The sequence below is a fragment of the Nocardia sp. JCM 34519.1 genome (genome assembly GCF_020361265.1).
GTDB classification, from domain to species: Bacteria; Actinomycetota; Actinomycetes; order Mycobacteriales; family Mycobacteriaceae; genus Nocardia; species Nocardia arthritidis_A.
In genome coordinates this window covers 67,595-84,349 of the sequence record NZ_JAIRBR010000020.1, presented here as the reverse complement: position 1 = coordinate 84,349, position 16,755 = coordinate 67,595, and the positions used below count along the sequence as shown (strand labels likewise).

At 67.4% G+C, this 16,755-nt stretch carries 14 protein-coding genes and 1 tRNA gene; 3 read left to right on the top strand and 12 right to left on the bottom strand.

From position 1 onward, the window contains the following. Positions 1-162: 162 nt before the first annotated feature. On the top strand, positions 163-594 hold the full coding sequence (locus tag LGY53_RS34420; RefSeq protein WP_225730875.1) for a hypothetical protein: 432 nt from the start codon (positions 163-165) through the stop codon (positions 592-594). Between the two features lie 59 nt (positions 595-653). Here the strand turns inward: LGY53_RS34420 and LGY53_RS34415 are convergent. After that, positions 654-726 (bottom strand) — tRNA-Thr (locus LGY53_RS34415). Between the two features lie 62 nt (positions 727-788). Further along, positions 789-1,982 (bottom strand): DNA polymerase III subunit delta', encoded by a 1,194-nt coding sequence (locus LGY53_RS34410; protein WP_225730874.1) that lies wholly within the window; start codon positions 1,980-1,982, stop codon positions 789-791. An 85-nt stretch (positions 1,983-2,067) separates the two neighbouring features. Between LGY53_RS34410 and LGY53_RS34405 the strand changes: the two genes are divergently transcribed. Next, positions 2,068-2,613 (top strand): DJ-1/PfpI family protein, encoded by a 546-nt coding sequence (locus LGY53_RS34405; protein WP_225730873.1) that lies wholly within the window; start codon positions 2,068-2,070, stop codon positions 2,611-2,613. Positions 2,614-2,616: 3 nt separating this feature from the next. Here the strand turns inward: LGY53_RS34405 and LGY53_RS34400 are convergent, their stop codons facing one another. From LGY53_RS34400 to LGY53_RS34390, 3 genes are all read right to left on the bottom strand, one after another. Next, complete coding sequence (locus LGY53_RS34400) at positions 2,617-3,120, bottom strand: DUF664 domain-containing protein (protein WP_225730872.1); 504 nt, start codon at positions 3,118-3,120, stop codon at positions 2,617-2,619. A 67-nt stretch (positions 3,121-3,187) separates the two neighbouring features. Next, positions 3,188-6,106, bottom strand: a complete 2,919-nt coding sequence (topA, locus tag LGY53_RS34395) for a type I DNA topoisomerase (RefSeq protein ID WP_374111271.1) — start codon at positions 6,104-6,106, stop codon at positions 3,188-3,190. A 295-nt stretch (positions 6,107-6,401) separates the two neighbouring features. Beyond that, positions 6,402-6,608, bottom strand: a complete 207-nt coding sequence (locus tag LGY53_RS34390; RefSeq protein ID WP_225730871.1) for a cold-shock protein — start codon at positions 6,606-6,608, stop codon at positions 6,402-6,404. 436 nt (positions 6,609-7,044) lie between these two features. Between LGY53_RS34390 and LGY53_RS34385 the strand changes: the two genes are divergently transcribed. After that, complete coding sequence (locus LGY53_RS34385) at positions 7,045-9,438, top strand: DEAD/DEAH box helicase (protein WP_225730870.1); 2,394 nt, start codon at positions 7,045-7,047, stop codon at positions 9,436-9,438. Between the two features lie 219 nt (positions 9,439-9,657). On the opposite strand, the gene LGY53_RS34380 is transcribed toward LGY53_RS34385, so the two are convergent. From LGY53_RS34380 to ssd, 7 genes are all read right to left on the bottom strand, one after another. After that, entirely contained in the window at positions 9,658-10,038 is a 381-nt protein-coding gene (locus tag LGY53_RS34380; protein WP_225730869.1) for an Rv3654c family TadE-like protein, read from the bottom strand. Beyond that, a complete protein-coding gene (locus LGY53_RS34375) occupies positions 10,035-10,349 on the bottom strand; it encodes a TadE family type IV pilus minor pilin (protein ID WP_225730868.1) in 315 nt (104 codons plus the stop codon). Before LGY53_RS34375 ends, LGY53_RS34380 begins: the two co-directional genes overlap by 4 nt. Before the next feature lie 56 nt (positions 10,350-10,405). Next, a complete protein-coding gene (locus LGY53_RS34370) occupies positions 10,406-10,579 on the bottom strand; it encodes a DUF4244 domain-containing protein (protein ID WP_167478919.1) in 174 nt (57 codons plus the stop codon). 952 nt (positions 10,580-11,531) lie between these two features. Beyond that, on the bottom strand, positions 11,532-12,146 hold the full coding sequence (locus LGY53_RS34365) for a type II secretion system F family protein (RefSeq protein ID WP_225730867.1): 615 nt from the start codon (positions 12,144-12,146) through the stop codon (positions 11,532-11,534). Between the two features lie 459 nt (positions 12,147-12,605). Beyond that, a complete protein-coding gene (locus tag LGY53_RS34360; RefSeq protein WP_225730866.1) occupies positions 12,606-13,397 on the bottom strand; it encodes a type II secretion system F family protein in 792 nt (263 codons plus the stop codon). 55 nt (positions 13,398-13,452) lie between these two features. Then, the gene (locus LGY53_RS34355) at positions 13,453-14,640 is read right to left on the bottom strand and encodes a TadA family conjugal transfer-associated ATPase (RefSeq protein ID WP_225730865.1); all 1,188 of its coding nucleotides are present in this window, start codon (positions 14,638-14,640) and stop codon (positions 13,453-13,455) included. 85 nt (positions 14,641-14,725) lie between these two features. Beyond that, the gene (gene ssd, locus LGY53_RS34350; protein WP_225730864.1) at positions 14,726-15,838 is read right to left on the bottom strand and encodes a septum site-determining protein Ssd; all 1,113 of its coding nucleotides are present in this window, start codon (positions 15,836-15,838) and stop codon (positions 14,726-14,728) included. Positions 15,839-16,755 lie beyond the last annotated feature (917 nt).

Sequence of the window (16,755 nt, the reverse complement as noted above, 5' to 3'; positions counted from 1 at the left end):
CCGGGCAGGTCGCCAGGCCCGGCTGGCAAGTCGGATGAGTTTCGCGCGCACTCACAACCGATGCCAAGGGACGATCACATGTGTAACAATTTGCCACAGCACAGCTAATTATCAGCAACAACTTGATACGGTGGCGGCTCAATTCGGACAAACGGAGAAGCCATGAACCGAACCACCGTCGCGGCGGTCGCCGTGTCGCTATTGCCGCTGCTCACGGCGATCGGCTGTACAAGTACCGATTCCAGTCCCGCGGCGCAGCCGACGAGTGCCAACCCGCCGCCACAGTCGAAGCCCGACGCCCCGCTGACCCGGAACGCGGCTCTGACCCTGATGAACCTCATCAACCAGTGCGGTCCGATCCCGGACGAAAAGATCGACAACCCGTGCACCGTGGACATCGCCAAACCGGACAGCGTGAACCCCGTGGTCACCGTCACTTACGACGTGCCGAAGGACGACTCGATCCGCGCAGTGCGCCAGCAATCCACATTCACTTACGACGGCAAACAATGGAAGCCAGGAGCTGTCGAGTGGTCCTACCGCTGCAATAGGGAAGGCAGCAGCCCAGATTTCATCAACGGATTGTGTCCGTAGGCGCTGGCTGGGATTCAGTCCAGGACAACACGATTCGATCGTTCCGACCTGGGATTTTGAGCCGCCTGGGGGAATCGAACCCCCGACCTTTTCATTACGAGTGAAGCGCTCTACCGACTGAGCTAAGGCGGCGTGCCTCTCGGCCCAGCGAGTCTATCGTGACTGCGCCGGATCGCGAAAACGGGTGGTAGGGGTCACGTTGCTTGGGCGGCCATGAGGGCGGCGACCATGGCGGCGAGTGCGAAGCGGGGTTTCACGTTCAGGTCGAGGGCCTCCCGGCAGGCGAGCACCGCCTCGATCGATTTCAGCAGGCCCTCCGGGCGCACCCGGTCGGCCAGGTCGCGGATCTGGTCGGCCATATCGGGGTGGGTGAGTGCGACGCCGTCCGCACCGAATCGGAGGGCGAGCGCGTCCCGGTAGACGCCCGCGACGTCGATGAGCGCTCGGTCGAGCGCATCGCGTCCGGTGCGGGTGGCGCGTGACTTCTGGCGGCGTTCCAGATCTTTCAGCACGCCGGCCGAACCGCGGGTCGCCGATGCGGCGCCCTTGCCGGTGCCGCCCGCGCCGAGTGCGGTCGCCAATTCCTCGCGTTCACGCTCATCGCGTTCGGCGCTCATCTGTTTGGCCTCGTCGTCGGCCGATTTCACCAGTTCGTCGGCCGCCGAGTACGCCGCACCGGGTCGCGCGACCGCGCCGACCAATGCCAGCGCTCGTTTGCGCCGTCCGCGCGCCTCGTCGTCGGTGGCCAGTCGCCGTGCCCGTCCGACGTGGCCGCCGCTGATCGATGCCGCCCACTCGGCGGTCCGCTGGTCGAGTTTGTCCCGCTCCTGCAGCACCCGTGCGATCGATGCGACCGACGGCGTCACCAGATGGACGTGCCTGCACCGGGAACGCAGCGTCACGGAGATGTCCTCCGGATCAATCGACGGCGCGCACAGCAGGAATACGGTCCGGTCCGGCGGCTCTTCGACCACCTTCAGCAGCACGTTGCCCGCCGCCTCGGTCAATCGGTCGGCATCCTCGATCACCACCACCTGCCAGCGTCCGGTACTCGGCCGCCGGGCGGCGATCTGCACGATTTCGCGCATCTCCTTGGTGCTGATGCTCAACCCCTCCGGCACCACCCGGCGCACGTCACCGTGGGTGCCCGCCATGGTGGTCGTGCACGCGTGACACCGCCCGCACCCCGGCGTACCGGGGTCGGTGCACTGTAGTGCGGCCGCAAAGCACAGCGCCGCAACGGATCTGCCCGATCCCGGCGGCCCGGTGAACAGCCACGAGTGGGTCATCGCCCCCTCGACGCTGCCGGCCCGCGCGGCGATCGCGGCAGCCGTCAGCTCGGATTCGACCGCATCCTGGCCGACCAGCCGATCGAAGACACCCGCCACGCCGTACACCCTAGCCGCCGCCACCGACACAGCACTTGACCGCCTTCCCGGCCCCGGCGGATCGTTGATGCGGAGGAGGATTTCCGTGAGAATTCTGTTGATCGCCGGTGACGCGGCCGAGGACCTCGAGGTCATGTATCCCTACCAGCGGCTCCTCGAAGAGGGCCACCAGGTGGAGATCGCCGCGCCCGCCGTCAAGAAATTGCAGTTCGTCGTGCACGATTTCGTGGACGGCTTCGACACATACACCGAGAAACTCGGCCACACCTGGCCCGCCGATATCGCCTTCGAAAACGTCGAGCCGGCAACGTATGACGCGCTGGTGGTGCCGGGCGGCCGCGCGCCGGAGTACCTGCGCAACGATGAGCGATGCCGAGAGCTGGTGCGGCACTTCGCATCCGAGCGCAAGCCCATCGCCGCGCTGTGCCACGGACCGCTGATCCTCGCCGCCGCAGGCGTTTTGACGGGCCGCTCGTGCAGCGCGTATCCGGCGCTCGCACCCGATATCGAGGCGGCGGGTGCGAAATTCGTCGACAGCGAGGCGCATGTGGAGGACAACATCGTCACCGGCCGGGCCTGGCCGGACCATCCGGCGTGGATGCGCGAATTCCTGCGCCTGCTGCGCCGATAACACTCAGGCGATGCGCGAATACGTGCTGTTCTGCCCGTCGAGCTCCTCGCGGATGATATCCGCGTGTCCGGCGTGATGGGCGATCTCGCGCAGGATGTGCAGCAGCGTGTAGCGCACCGTCCACCACTGACGTTCCGGCGTCCACGGCGCGGTGGGCGTCGGAATCGAGGAGTCCAGGCTGTCCACCGTGCGGATCAGCGCATCGGTCGCGGCGGCGACCTCGGCCCAATTTTCGAGCAGCCCGGCCATGGTCTCCTGCGGCGCCATCACGTATTCGCCGTCGAACTCCGACACGTCGAGTTCGGCGTTCTCGTCCCGTTCGACGATCACCGAAGTCCAGTGTCGTTCCATGTTTATCAGGTGGTGCAGCAGGCCACCGAGGGTCAGCTCGCTGACCGTGGTGCGCCTGCGCGCCTGTTCGTCGTCGATATTCCGAAGGGTGATCTGGAACAGTTCACGCTGGTTGCCGAGGATCTTGATCAGATCCTCGCGCTCCTGATCGGCCATGGGTGTCCTTCGCTCTTGCCGTTGTGCCCCTCGAGGCTAGGGCACCGTGAGCGATCAGGACACCCGATCACGCCTTGCCGACTCCGGTCTTCTTCGCCGCCGCCTTCTTCGCGGGCGTCTTCTTGGCCACCGTCTTGGTGGTCGTCGCCTTCGCCGCCGCCTTCTTGGCCGTCGTCTTCTTGGCCGCGGTCTTCTTCGCCGCCGCCTTCTTGGCCACCTTCTTCACCGGCCCACGCGCCCGCCGATCCGCGAGCAATTCCGAGGCCCGCTCGTCGGTGATGGTCGCGACGTCGTCGCCCTTGCGCAGGCTGGCATTGGTCTCGCCGTCGGTGACGTACGGGCCGAACCGTCCGTCCTTGATCACCATCGGCATACCGGTGGCCGCGTCGTTTCCGAGTTCACGCAGCGGTGCCGCGTTCGCCGCCTGGCGACCGCGCCGCTTCGGCTCGGCGTAGATCTTCAACGCCTCCTCCAGCGTCACGGTGAAGATCTGATCTTCGCTGCTCAGCGTGCGCGAGTCGGTGCCCTTCTTCAAATACGGCCCGTACCGGCCGTTCTGAGCGGTGATCTCGTCGCCGGATTCCGGATCCTTACCGACCACTCGTGGCAACGAAAGCAGCTTGAGCGCGTCGTCGAGGGTGATCGTGGCCAGATCCATCGACTTGAACAGCGAGCCGGTGCGCGGTTTAGCCACTGCCGCAGCCTTTTTCGCGGTTTTCTTGGCGGGCGCTTCACCGTCTTCGGAGCCCGGTTCCGGCAGCACCTCGGTGACGTACGGGCCGAAACGTCCCTCCTTGGCGACGATTTCGTGTCCGGTCTCCGGATCGATACCGAGCGACCTACCCTCCTGCTGAGTCTTGCTGAAGAGCTCCTCGGCCTTCTCGAGCGTCAGCTCATCCGGTGGCAGATCGTTCGGCGGCGGATCATTCGGCACGTTCGCCCGCTGCGAGATCGGCTCTCCTTGCGGGTCATCGGGATTCGGGATCATCCGCTCCAGATACGGTCCGTACCGCCCGACCCGGAGCACGATATCGCGGCCCTCGGCGTCGGTGAAGAGCTTGATCGAGTTGACTTCCCTGGCATCGATATCGTCGAGCCGGTCGCCGACCATCTTCTTCAGCCCGCCGGACCGCGCGACCGAACCTTCGACGCCGTGCTCACCGCCGAAATAGAAGCTGGACAACCAATTTCCGCGCTGCTCGCGCCCGCCCGCGATGGCGTCGAGATCGTCCTCCATCGCCGCGGTGAAGTCGAAATCGACGAGACGGCCGAAATGTTCCTCCAGCAAACCGGTTACGGCGAACGCCAACCACGACGGCACCAGCGCGCTACCGCGCTTGTACACGTAGCCGCGACCCAGAATCGTCTTGATAATCGACGAATACGTTGAGGGACGGCCGATTCCGAGATCTTCGAGGGCCTTGATCAGCGAGGCCTCGGTATAGCGCGCGGGCGGATTCGTCGCGTGCCCATCGGGATTCAGCTCGACCGCGGTGACGGCCTGGCCCTGTTCCAGTGCGGGCAAACGGGATTCGGCGTCATCGGATTGACCGCCCGCCTCCTCGTCGACGCTTTCCACATAGGCCTTGAGGAAGCCGGCGAACGTGATGGTCCGGCCCGAGGCCGAAAACACGCACTGCTCACCGGATCCCGCGGTACCGGCAATCCGCAGCGTCAGCGTTGTGCCCCTGGCATCGGCCATCTGCGAGGCGACGGTGCGCTGCCAGATCAGCTCGTAGAGCCGGAATTGGTCGCGGTCCAATCGCGAATGCAGCTCGCCCGGCGTCGCGAAGGTGTCACCGGCGGGCCGGATCGCCTCGTGCGCCTCCTGCGCGTTCTTCACCTTGCGGTTGTACTGACGCGGGGTGGGATGCACGAATTCCGCGCCGTAGAGCTGGGTGGCCTGCGCACGGGCCGCGGCGATCGCCGACTCCGACAGCGTGGTCGAGTCGGTACGCATATAGGTGATGTAGCCGTTCTCGTACAGCGCCTGCGCCACCCGCATGGTGTGCTCGGCGTTGAAGCGCAGCTTGCGCCCCGCCTCCTGCTGCAGCGTCGAGGTCATGAACGGCGGATACGGCTTGCGGGTGTACGGCTTCGACTCCGCCGACGCCACCACCAGATCGACGCCGTCCAGCGCGGTGGCCAACCGCCGCGCATTCGACTCGTCAAGTACGACAACACCATTCGCGGTCTTCAGCTGTCCTTCGGGCCCGAAGTCGCGGCCCGAGGCCACCCGTGCGCCGTCCACCTGCACCAGACGCGCACCGAAGGTCCTCGGGTTGGCGGCGTCCGCACCCTCACCGGTGCCCGCGTCCAGAATCGCGGCGATATCCCAGTACTCGGCCGAGCGGAACGCCATCCGCTCGCGCTCGCGCTGCACGATGACCCGCGTCGCCACCGACTGCACCCGGCCCGCCGACAGCTTCGGCATGACCTTCTTCCACAGCACCGGGCTGACCTCGTAGCCGTACAGCCGGTCCAGGATGCGCCGGGTCTCCTGCGCGTCGACCAGATCCGAGTCGAGCTCACGGGTGTCGGCGGCGGCGGCCAGGATGGCGGGCTCGGTGATCTCGTGGAACACCATCCGCCGCACCGGCACCTTCGGCTTCAGCGTCTCCAGCAGATGCCAGGCGATGGCCTCGCCCTCGCGGTCGGGGTCGGTGGCCAGGTAGAGCTCGTCGGCGTCCTTCAGCAGGCTCTTGAGCTCGGTGACCTTGGTCTTCTTATCCGGGTTGACCACGTAGATGGGCTCGAAGTCATGATCGACGTCGACACCGAGCCGCGCCCACGGCTGGCCCTTGTATTTGGCGGGCACGTCGGCGGCGTTCGCCGGCAGATCCCGGATGTGACCGACCGAGGCTTCGACCGTGTAATTGCGACCCAGGTACGGCGCGATCTTGCGGGCCTTGGTCGGGGACTCGACGATCACGAGACGACGCAGGGGACGGCCCTGGTCGGCTGCACCGCGGTCTCGTGTTGCCACCGGCGAATACACCTTTCCTTCTCGACCCGCGCGACGCTGGTGCGCCCGGTGCGCGGTGTGGGGCAAGCGGTGGCGACGGTTGAACATCGCTACCAGACACGTTTATACCTTGACGCTGAGTGTGGTCGAGTGCTTGCGACCCGAACCACTGAGCGTACGCGCGTCACTTCGCACCAGTATGCAGTGTTTTATCCGATGCGCGTCCATGCGGCGTGTCCTCAGTACCCCAGATATAAGTCGTCCCCCACCCCGTTTCCGGTGGTGAGGGACGAGCTGGTGGAAACGTTTGCGACGCTCAGGGGAGCGCGCGAACTCCGGTGGCCTGCGGGCCCTTGGTGCCCTGGCCGACCTCGAACTCGACCTTCTGGTTCTCCTCAAGGGTGCGGAAGCCGGACCCCTGGATCTCGGAGTAGTGGACGAAGACGTCAGCGGAGCCGTCCTCGGGCGCGATGAAGCCGAACCCCTTCTCCGCGTTGAACCACTTCACAGTTCCCTGTGCCATTCTGTTCCTTCTCTTTTCTTACCGGAACGGCGGACAACTGGGTTCGTCCACCGGGTCCGTTCCGACCGCTGTACTGTTGGTTCCCCCTGCAGGAAAGCACCAAGCACACCGTTCGCAACATCGATCCTGCTGACGGTTTGGACTTTGGATCCGACCCTCGAACACAGAAGCTTGCGACCAGGAACCAGTGAACCATGTCTTCGAGCAATTCAACAGTCGAGTTACCGACAATTTGCAAAAAAGTTGATCTTGCGAATGCGCAGGTGAGGGACACAATGCCGGAATCCAGACTTGTGGTTCGTTTGCCTCCCGATAACCGAGTGAGTGTTCGGCAAACCGGCTGTGACCCAGGTCGCTATTTGGTATCGAAATGGCAGGTGAAGGTTCCTAACCGCACACGTTTCACACTTTCTTGGCGTGTCGCGGCGCGCGTCTCATGAATCCGACCGACCAGACCGCCCCGGAGGCGACCGATAGGGGACTCAGCTACGGGCGATCGTTGCTGAACCGTGTCCTTACCGGGCTTTCGGATGATGATCCCAGGTTGACCCACGTCGTCGACCTGCCTGCCCGGCCGGCGGCGCACACGGAATGGCCGGAATGGGTGTCGCCGGACGTGCTCGCCGCATTACAGGCGAGCGGAATCGACACGCCGTGGAGCCATCAGGTCAGCACCGCCGATTTCGCGGTGAACGGCAGACATGTCGTCGTCAGCACCGGCACCGCATCCGGTAAATCGCTCGGCTATCAGCTGCCGGTGCTGACCGCGTTGCGCGATGATCCCAAGGCCACCGCGCTATATCTGGCGCCGACCAAGGCGCTCGGCGCGGACCAACTGCGCGCCATCGGCGAATTGACCCACGAGGGCCCGCTGCGCGATATCCACCCCGCGACCTACGACGGCGATACGCCCGCCGAGGTCCGGCAGTGGGTGCGGGCCAATGCCCGGTGGATCTTCACCAACCCCGACATGCTGCACATCGGCATACTGCGGTCCCATCAGCGCTGGGCCAGGGTGCTGCGCAGGCTGCGCTACGTCGTCGTCGACGAATGCCATGCCTACCGTGGCGTTTTCGGATCACACGTGGCGCTGGTGCTGCGCAGGTTGCGGCGGCTCGCCGCACGGTACGGGGCCGAGCCGGTTTTCGTGCTCTGTTCGGCGACCGCCGCCGACCCCGCGGCCGCCGCATCCCGGCTGATCGGCGCGCCATGCGTCGCCGTCACCGAGGACGGATCGCCGCAGGGGCCGCGCACCGTCGCACTGTGGGAGCCGCCGCTGCTCACCACCGTGACCGGCGAAAACGGTGCGCCGGTGCGTCGAGCCGCGACCGCGGAGGCCGGACGCATCATGGCCGATCTGATCGCCGAGGGGGCGAGCACGCTCACCTTCGTCCGCTCCCGGCGCGGCGCGGAGCTGACCGCCATGGAAACCCGCAGGCTGTTGGCGGAAATCGACCCGACGCTGGTGGGCCGGGTCGCCGCCTACCGGGCCGGTTATCTCGCCGAGGACCGACGTGAGCTGGAGGCGGCGCTGTCCGACGGGTCGCTGCTCGGCGCCGCGTCCACCAACGCGCTCGAGCTCGGCGTGGATATCGCGGGCCTGGACGCGGTGGTGATCTCCGGCTTTCCCGGTACCGTCGCCTCGTTCTGGCAGCAGGCCGGGCGGGCCGGACGGCGTACCCAGGGCTCGCTGGTGGTGCTGGTGGCCAGGGATGATCCGCTGGACACCTTCCTGGTGCACCATCCGGCGGCACTGCTGGACAAACCCGTCGAGGCCACTATCACCGATCCCGGAAATCCGTATGTGCTCGGGCCGCAGCTGCTGTGCGCCGCACTCGAGCTGCCACTCACCGACGAAGAGGTGGACGAATACGGGGGTCGCCAGGTGCTCACCGATCTGGCGGCGCAGGGGCTGATCCGGCGGCGCGCAGCCAACGGGGCCGGTGGCCGCTGGTATGTCACCGCGGATGCGCAGCCGCACGACGCGGTCGACGTGCGTGGCGGAATCGGCACGCCGATCGCCATTGTCGACACCGAAACCGGCAGGCTGCTCGGCACCGCCGACGCGGGCCGGGCGCGGTCGACCCTGCATCAAGGCGCGGTACACCTGCATCAGGGCGACACCTACGTGGTCGACGAGCTGGATCTCGATGGCGGCGTCGCCTTCGTGCACCAGGACGATCCCGGATGGACCACCAGCCCGAGGCAGCTGACCTCGATCACCATCGACGCCATCGTCGAACAGCGCGCGCACGGCCCGGTGACCGTGGCATTGGCGCAGGTCAGGGTGACCGGTCAGGTTATGGGCTATCTGCGCACGCTGCTTACCGGCGAGGTCTTGGACCTCGTCGAGCTGGATATGCCCGCGCAAACGCTGCCGACCAGGGCGGTGCTCTACACCGTGACGCCGGAACTGCTGGCGCGGGCCGGGATCGAACCCGCGCGGGTCGCCGGCGCGCTGCACGCCGCCGAGCATGCGGCGATCGGCCTGTTGCCGCTGGTCGCGACGTGCGACCGCTGGGATATCGGTGGCGTGTCGACCGCCGAACATCCGGATACCGGGCTGCCGACGGTCTTCGTCTACGACGGACAGCCCGGTGGCGCCGGCTTCGCCGAGCGCGGGTTCGCGAGGTTGCGCGATTGGCTCGCGGCGACGCTGGCGGCCATCGAATCCTGCGGGTGTGCCGGTGGTTGTCCCTCCTGCGTTCAGTCGCCCAAGTGCGGCAACGGCAACCACCCGCTGGACAAGGCGGGTGCCGCACGCCTGCTCGCGGCGGTCGTCGGCGAGCTGAGCAGCGATAACGATGAAGACTGGGCGTTCGATTCGTGACAGTGCCGCGTTGCGCGCGTGACCGATCGTCCACCTGGCCAGGTGATCACCAGCGGCGATCACCCGCGCCGACCAGCGGCGGAATAAAAAGGAACAAAATCATGTTAACTGAAGTATTGCCACGTGCGCAAATCGCGCAAAATCATTTCAACGTTTCCTTTTCCGGGTCCGCGCGGACAATTCCAGATATCACATTTCCGCGGTCTGGGGAATTACCGATTAACCCGTGGCCATATCAACCACTTCGGTCGGCCCCGCCCGCGCAACCGCGCGTACGGTTCGATCACCTAGCAGACCCATTGGTATTTTCTCAGTGACCGTTAAGGTGACATCCCAATCGGCCACCAAGCACCCTTCCACCTGGAACTTCATGCGCCGAACGATTTCTTCGGCCGCGGCGCACCCGGCCTCCGCACCTCCGTCCAGTGCCCCGGCGCCCGCGAGTGCACCGAGGTCCGCCGCCGCCTGTGCCCGGTGGCGCGCCAGGATGACCATCCCCACTTGACCGATCAATAACGTCACCACCACCAGTGCGGCCAGCCCGGCACATGCGAGTACCGTCGCCCCGCCATCCGATGCCCGCAGCCGCGCGGGCGTCACGTGATCGCCTCGGGTTCGATCGCGGCGACGGCTTCGGCGCGCAGGACCAGCAGCGGAAGCAGCCGCGTGTGGGCGGAGACCAGAGCGATCACCCGATCACCCTCGGTGCGCACCGTGATGTCGGCGGCCGGTGGAGCGGTGCGGCGAGCCGCGGCAATGGCATCGACGCGATCGCCGCGGGCGGTGAGCCGGGCCGCCTCACGGGCGGCATCGACACAGCGGATCTGAGCCGACACCGCGAGCAGAGCGCCGAGGCACAGGGCAACCGCGATGACGATCGCGGTGACGGCAATGGCCGCCTCGACCGTCACGCCACCGCGGTCACCACCCAGACTGCTTGCGCCCCAGCGCTTTACCGCCGTAGCGGCTACACGGCGGTGTTCAGCGCCCGATCGATGATCTTCGTCAACGCATCGACGATGCTGTTGCCCGTCACCACCGTGTACAGCACCGCCCCGAACGCCGCCGCGGCGACGGTCCCTACCGCATACTCCGCGGTGCTCATCCCATCCTCGGCGAACACCACCTGTATCAGCCGCATCCGCAACTGCCGCGACCCAGCCCGCACCGCCCTGCCGACCCGCGCCGGAACCTGCTCGATTCGCAAATTCTTCCCCTCTCACCAACGCCCGCACGGCGACTCCGCACGGACACGCCTGCCCCACCCCGCACCCCCTCGCCCGCTCTCCACCCGACGCACGGCGCGTCACCGGCACACGCACACCACCGCTTGCGAACTCGCGCACAACACCACCCCGACGACCCCCAACCGCCATGCGCCACAAGCCCCGCGCCAACGATCCACACACGAACTCACTCATGACCGCGTCCCGCAGCACCCGGCCGCTGCCGCCCGCAACGCGAACCGGCGAAGGGTTACACACGAACTCATCGACGAACGCAGCCCGCCAGTGCCCAACCAGCATGTGCCACACGCCCCGCGCCAACGACTCGCACATGAACTCATTCATGGCCGCACCCCGCGCGCACTCCACCACTGCCAGTCCGCGATGCGAACCGGCGAAGGGCCGCACACGAACGCATCCACGAGCACACCCCGGCGGCCCCCAACCGCCATGTGCCCGACACACCGCGTCAAGGATCCGCACGCGACCTCATTCACGAGCGCGCCCCACCGGCACCCAACCGACGTGCGCCATACGCGCCGCAGCAACGACTCGCACACGAACGCATCCATGAGCGCAGCCCGCCAGTGCCCAACCAGCATGTGCCACACGCGCCGCGCCGACGATCCGCACGTGAACTCATTCATGGCCGCGTCCCCAGCGCTCGACCCCTACCGTCCGCGACGCGAACCGACGAAAGGCCACATACGAACGCATCCACGAACGCACCCCGCCAGTGCCCAACCAGCATGTGCCACACGCGCCGCGCCGACGATCCGCACGCGAGCTCATTCATGGCCACGCCCCACAGCACTCCACCGCTACCGTCCGCGACGCGAACCGACGAAGGGCCACACTCGAATTCGCTCATAGGAGTCCACCGCCGAGTACTCGACCGGCCAGTCCGATGACGACGGGGACGATGCCGAGACAGACGAATGCGGGGAGGAAGCAGAGGCCGAGTGGGCCGCTGATGAGGACTCCGGCGCGCTCAGCCCGTGCCGCGGCGGCGTCCTCGACCGCTGTTCTGCGCTGTTCGGCCAGTTCGGCGATCGCGACCGCCATGGATGCGCCCGAGCGCGCGGAACGCCGCGCCATACGGGCAAGCGCCGCAACCTCTTCCGATTCCGCGGCCTCTTGGGCGGCGCGTTCCCAGGCGGCACCGGCGTCAGCGCCCAATGCCAACAGATCCGCGGCTCGCCGCAGTGCCAGTGCCAACCGTTCGGGTGCGCTCGGCGCGGCGGCCCGCGCCGCTCCCACCATCGGCAAACCAGCGCGCAGGCACGCTGCCAGCAGGTCGAATGTCGATGCCGCCGCGAGCGGATCAGCCGTTGCGGGCACGACGGCCCGTGGCCCTTCCGCCCCGCCAGCACGCCACAGATGGCGCATCCGCCGCCGCACCGAAACCCGCCCCGGAAACACCGCTAAGCCCGCCGCGGCCGCCAACAGTGGCAGCGCCGAACTCTCCACACCCACGAGCATCCCGACCGCCTTCCATTCGAATGCCACCCGAACCGACTGCTACCAAGCACTTTTCGACCGCATCCCACATCCCGCCAGACCGCACGCCTCGGACTCGAAGCCGGACTGACACGGCAGCAATATCCCGCGCACCTTTCGACCGCCTACCGTGTCTCGCCAGACCACATGCCTCGGAGTCGAAGCCGAACTGGCACGGCGGCCATGTCACCGAGCACTTTTCGACTCGCCTACCGCGTCTCGCCAGACCGCACGCCTCGGACTCGACGCCGAACTGACACGGCAGCAATGACTGAGCACCTTTCGACCGCCTACCGTGTCTCGCCAGATCGCATGCTTCGGAGTCGAAGCCGGACTGGCGCGCGGCAGCAATGTCATCGCGGGCACCGCATCGGCAGATCAGGATGGTTTCGGGGTGGTCCGATTGGCCTGATCGACAGTGGTTTCGGGGATGGGAGGGGGTCACAGGAGCACCTTTCTGGTGATGGCGTCGGTCCATATGAGGCCGCAGCAGGCCAGGGCCGAGCCCAACGGAAGAAGTAGCGTTCCGGCGGCGGTGGTGAACAGGACGTGCAATGGGGCCGCGCCCATCAGCTGACCGAGGGTTATGCCGAGCAGTGGAAGTCCGGCCAGCACGGCCGCGCTGGCCCTGGCACCCGCCAGCGCGGCATTGGTGCGGGCCCGGAAACGGATGCGGCCCACCAGATCCGCGCGGGCCGCGGCGAGCAGTTCCGCCAGCGCCAGGCCATGCTGCTCGGCGACCCGCCAGGCGCCAGCGATCCTGGACAGTTCGGCGGACACCACGGACTCCGGCAGGAGTAGACCGTCCGCGGCGGAGCCACCTAACCTGCCGCGTGCCGCGCTGATCGAAAACGCCTGTGCGGCTTCACCTTGTGACTCGCTTGCGGCAACATCCGCGGCTGCGCTCGGATGCGCGCCGACACGCAACTCCGCCACAACGCATTCCAGTGCATCGAGCAACCAGGCGCATTCGCGAGCGCGGCGTTTGTCCCGACCCGAGCGGCGCACCCTGACACAGATCGTCGCCGTCACCATGATCGCGGCGACAACCGTTCCCGCTCCGAACCCGGCCGTCGCCAATACCGCAACCGCGACACCAGCTCGAATCAGCGTGCCTCGCTTGGCCTTTCGTTCGGTCCACACAACACCGAACACCCGGGCGAATCGCCGCCGCGCCCCCGAGGCCGGAGCCACAAGTAAGGCGATCGCCAAACATCCCAGCGCCATGCTCATGCGAGCACCTCGTCTGTCGGCTCACCGATGTCGAGGACGGGTGAGATGACCGCGGTCATCGGGCGAGCCGTTCAGTGAGCAGATGGCGAAGGGCATCTGCCGCGGGGGCCGCGCGGCTATCGGCGCACCAGGCCGGAACGATGTGGACGCGTCCGGATTCTGCGCGCTCGACCAGGCCGATTTCGCGCAGCCCGCGGGAACCGTTGGGGCGGCGGTGTACATGCAGGACGACCTGGATCGCGGCGGCCAGTTGGCTGTGCAGGGCCGCCCGGTCCATTCCGCCCAGTGCCGCAAGGGCTTCCAGACGGGCGGGCACTTCTTGCGGGGAGTTGGCGTGCACGGTGCCAGCCCCACCGTCATGACCGGTGTTCAACGCGGTCAGCAGGTCGACCACCTCGGCGCCGCGGACCTCGCCGACCACGATTCGGTCGGGACGCATGCGCAGCGCCTGGCGCACCAGGTCGCGCACCGTCACCTCACCGACGCCCTCGACATTCGCGACGCGTGCGACCAAGCGGACGACATGCGGGTGCGGCGGTGCGAGTTCGGCGGCGTCCTCGACGCAGATGATGCGTTCGGCGGGATCCACCTTCGCGAGCAGACCGGATAGCAGCGTCGTCTTCCCGGCACCGGTGCCGCCGACGACCAGAAATGCCAGGCGGGCCCGGATGATCTCCTCCAGCAGCGACTTCGCGGTCGTAGGTATCGCGCCAGCGGTGGCGAGCGCATCGAGACCCTGGGTGGCCGGGCGCAGGATCCGCAGCGAAAGACAGGTGCCGCCGTGCGCAATGGGCGCGAGCACCGCATGCAACCGCACGCCGAACGAATCGCCCAGTGCCGCTTCCCATCCGGAGAGCCTGCCGTCCACCCACGGCTGGGCGTCGTCGAGCCTGCGGCCCGCGGACAGCGCCAGCCGCTGCGCCAGCCGGCGAACGGCGGCCTCGTCGGGGAAGGACACCGGTGCCCGCCGCAAACCGCGGCCACGGTCGATCCAGACCGAGTCCGGACCCGTCACCAGTACATCCGCGACTTCCGGATCCCGCAGCAGCGGTTCGAGCACGCCGGCGCCCGTCATTTCGGTCTGCAACAGTCGTAGCGCACGCAGTAGATCGGTATCGCCGAGCACCGCTCCCGCCTCCGCCCGGATCGCAGCGGCCACCATGGCCGGATCGGGTTCCCCTGCGCCGCAGGCCAATCGCTCCCGCACCCGGTCGAGCAGTTCCGATGTCACCAACTCACTCATGCCGCACCCTCCCGTCCGGCACACCGAACTCCGATCCGTGTATGCGCCTGTGCCCCAGCACATCCGGAACTTCCACCCCGGCAGCTCATTCCGGCTCCGGCCCGCCGGACCCGCTCAGGACGGCCAGGATCGCATCGGCGGCCTCGCGCAACGGGCCACGGCGCGGCGCTGTCAGCCCACCGCGCTCGAGACGAGCGCACAGCCCCGGCTGGGCCCGGACCGCGGCGAGCAGCGGCAGGTCCAGCACCTCGGCCGCCTCGATGCTGCGTAGACCGCCCGGAGCTGGACCGCGTATCACCAACCCCTGGTTGGGATTTCGCCTCCTGATATGGGCCGCGACGGATTCCGCCGCGGCCAGCGCGCGGATCCGCGCCTGCACCACCAAGACGACGAGGTCGGCGGCGTCGAGCATCTGGTCCGCGTGCGGGCCGCGTTCGCCCGAGACATCACAGACCACCAAATCGCCTGCGGCCCGGCCTGCTTCGAGTACGGCCCGCATTGCGGACGCGCGTATTTCACTTGGCAACCGGCCCGCACCACCGCGCCCGCAGGACAGCACGGCGAGCCCGGGCGCGGCGCTCGGCAGCGCGCCGTGCAGCGCCGATGCCGAAACCCTGCCGTCCTCGACAACCAGGTCGGGCCAGCGCAGACCGTCCGTGGTTTCGATCCCGAGCAGCAGGTCCAGGCCACCGCCGAGGGGTGCGCCATCGACGAGGATGGTGTCGCGCCGGAACCGTTGGGTGGCACCGCGCAGGGCGGTCGCGGCGGCCAGGGTGGACGCGCCCGCACCGCCGCCCGCACCCGCGATGGCGACGATCACGCCGTCGCCCGTGCGCTGTTCGGCATGCTCAGCAAACTTCTCGATAAGTCCGACCGCGGCGTCGGGCAGCGCGATGACCCGCTCCGCGCCGACCGCCGTCGCGGCCTGCCAATCCGGCAGTGCCGGTTCGCCATCGGTCACCAGCACGATGCCGACGCGACGCAGATATCCGGCCTCGGCGCACTCTCGCGCGGCGTTTGTGTCGAGAATCACCATCGGCGCACCGGACCAGGCGTGCCTGCCGACCGGCAGTGCCCGCTCGTCCAACGCTCGTTCGGCGGCGGCCGCGACCCGGCGCACCTCGTCGCGCAGCCGGGTGTCGCGGAGGAGTACGAGGACCGGTGGCGCCGTAGTCGCCTGCGCTGCTTGGTGATCCATGCAGGCAAGCGTTGTCGACCGAGCCGGGCGGCAGAAGGGCCGCTTCGGCGAGTGTGGACAACTCGCGGGGTGTGGATAACTTTTGGCCTGCGGCACACAGCCGAAAAGACGGGCCGTCCCGAAATAGAGGACGGCCCCAGCCGGGGGGGGAGGAGGCTGGGGCCGTCGGGTTCAGCCCCGGGGGGTCGGGCTGAACGCGCCTGGACCATGTCCAGGTGCCAGCAATAATACACCCAATCCCCGCCCACAACGCAAGTCCGTCACGCCGGAACTTTAGGCCAACTACAGGCCCTCCGAGGGCAGGGCAAACTTCCAGGCACACCCCCGGAACGAGGCTCCGGCACGAAGCCCGCATCGGCGGGATAACGCCGATCGCGGTCCCTTCACAGACCCACACCCGCCCGAGCCCCAACACGAGCCTCCATCGCGGAATGCACGCCGCCGGAAGCGCTCCAGCAACAGCCCCAAATCGGATCGAGCCCCCTGGACACTCGCCAAATGCGCACTGCCGGAAGAAATCTGATGCCAACCACAGGTCAGAACTCCCGCCCGAAACAAATCGGCCAATATGCGCAGCCGGACGAAGCCCGACCCATCCCCGCCGGAACGGACCCCACGCGTGACACCCACCGAATCAGCACCACCGCACGGCGGCCGATCTCACCCCGTCGAGCCGAACCCAGCGAGAAGTATCCGTCGAATCAGCGCTGACGGAAGCAGCTCGACCGCAGCCCGCGCCCCGGCCGAACTCCCACGCGAGACACCGGCCGGATCAGCACCACCACACAGAGTCCGACCTCGCCCCGCCGAACCGAGCTCCCGAGCGACGCACTCGCCGAATCAGCACCGCAGGAAGAAATCTGACGCCATCCATGCGCCGAGCCTCACACGAAACACTGACCCGATGCGCCCAGCCG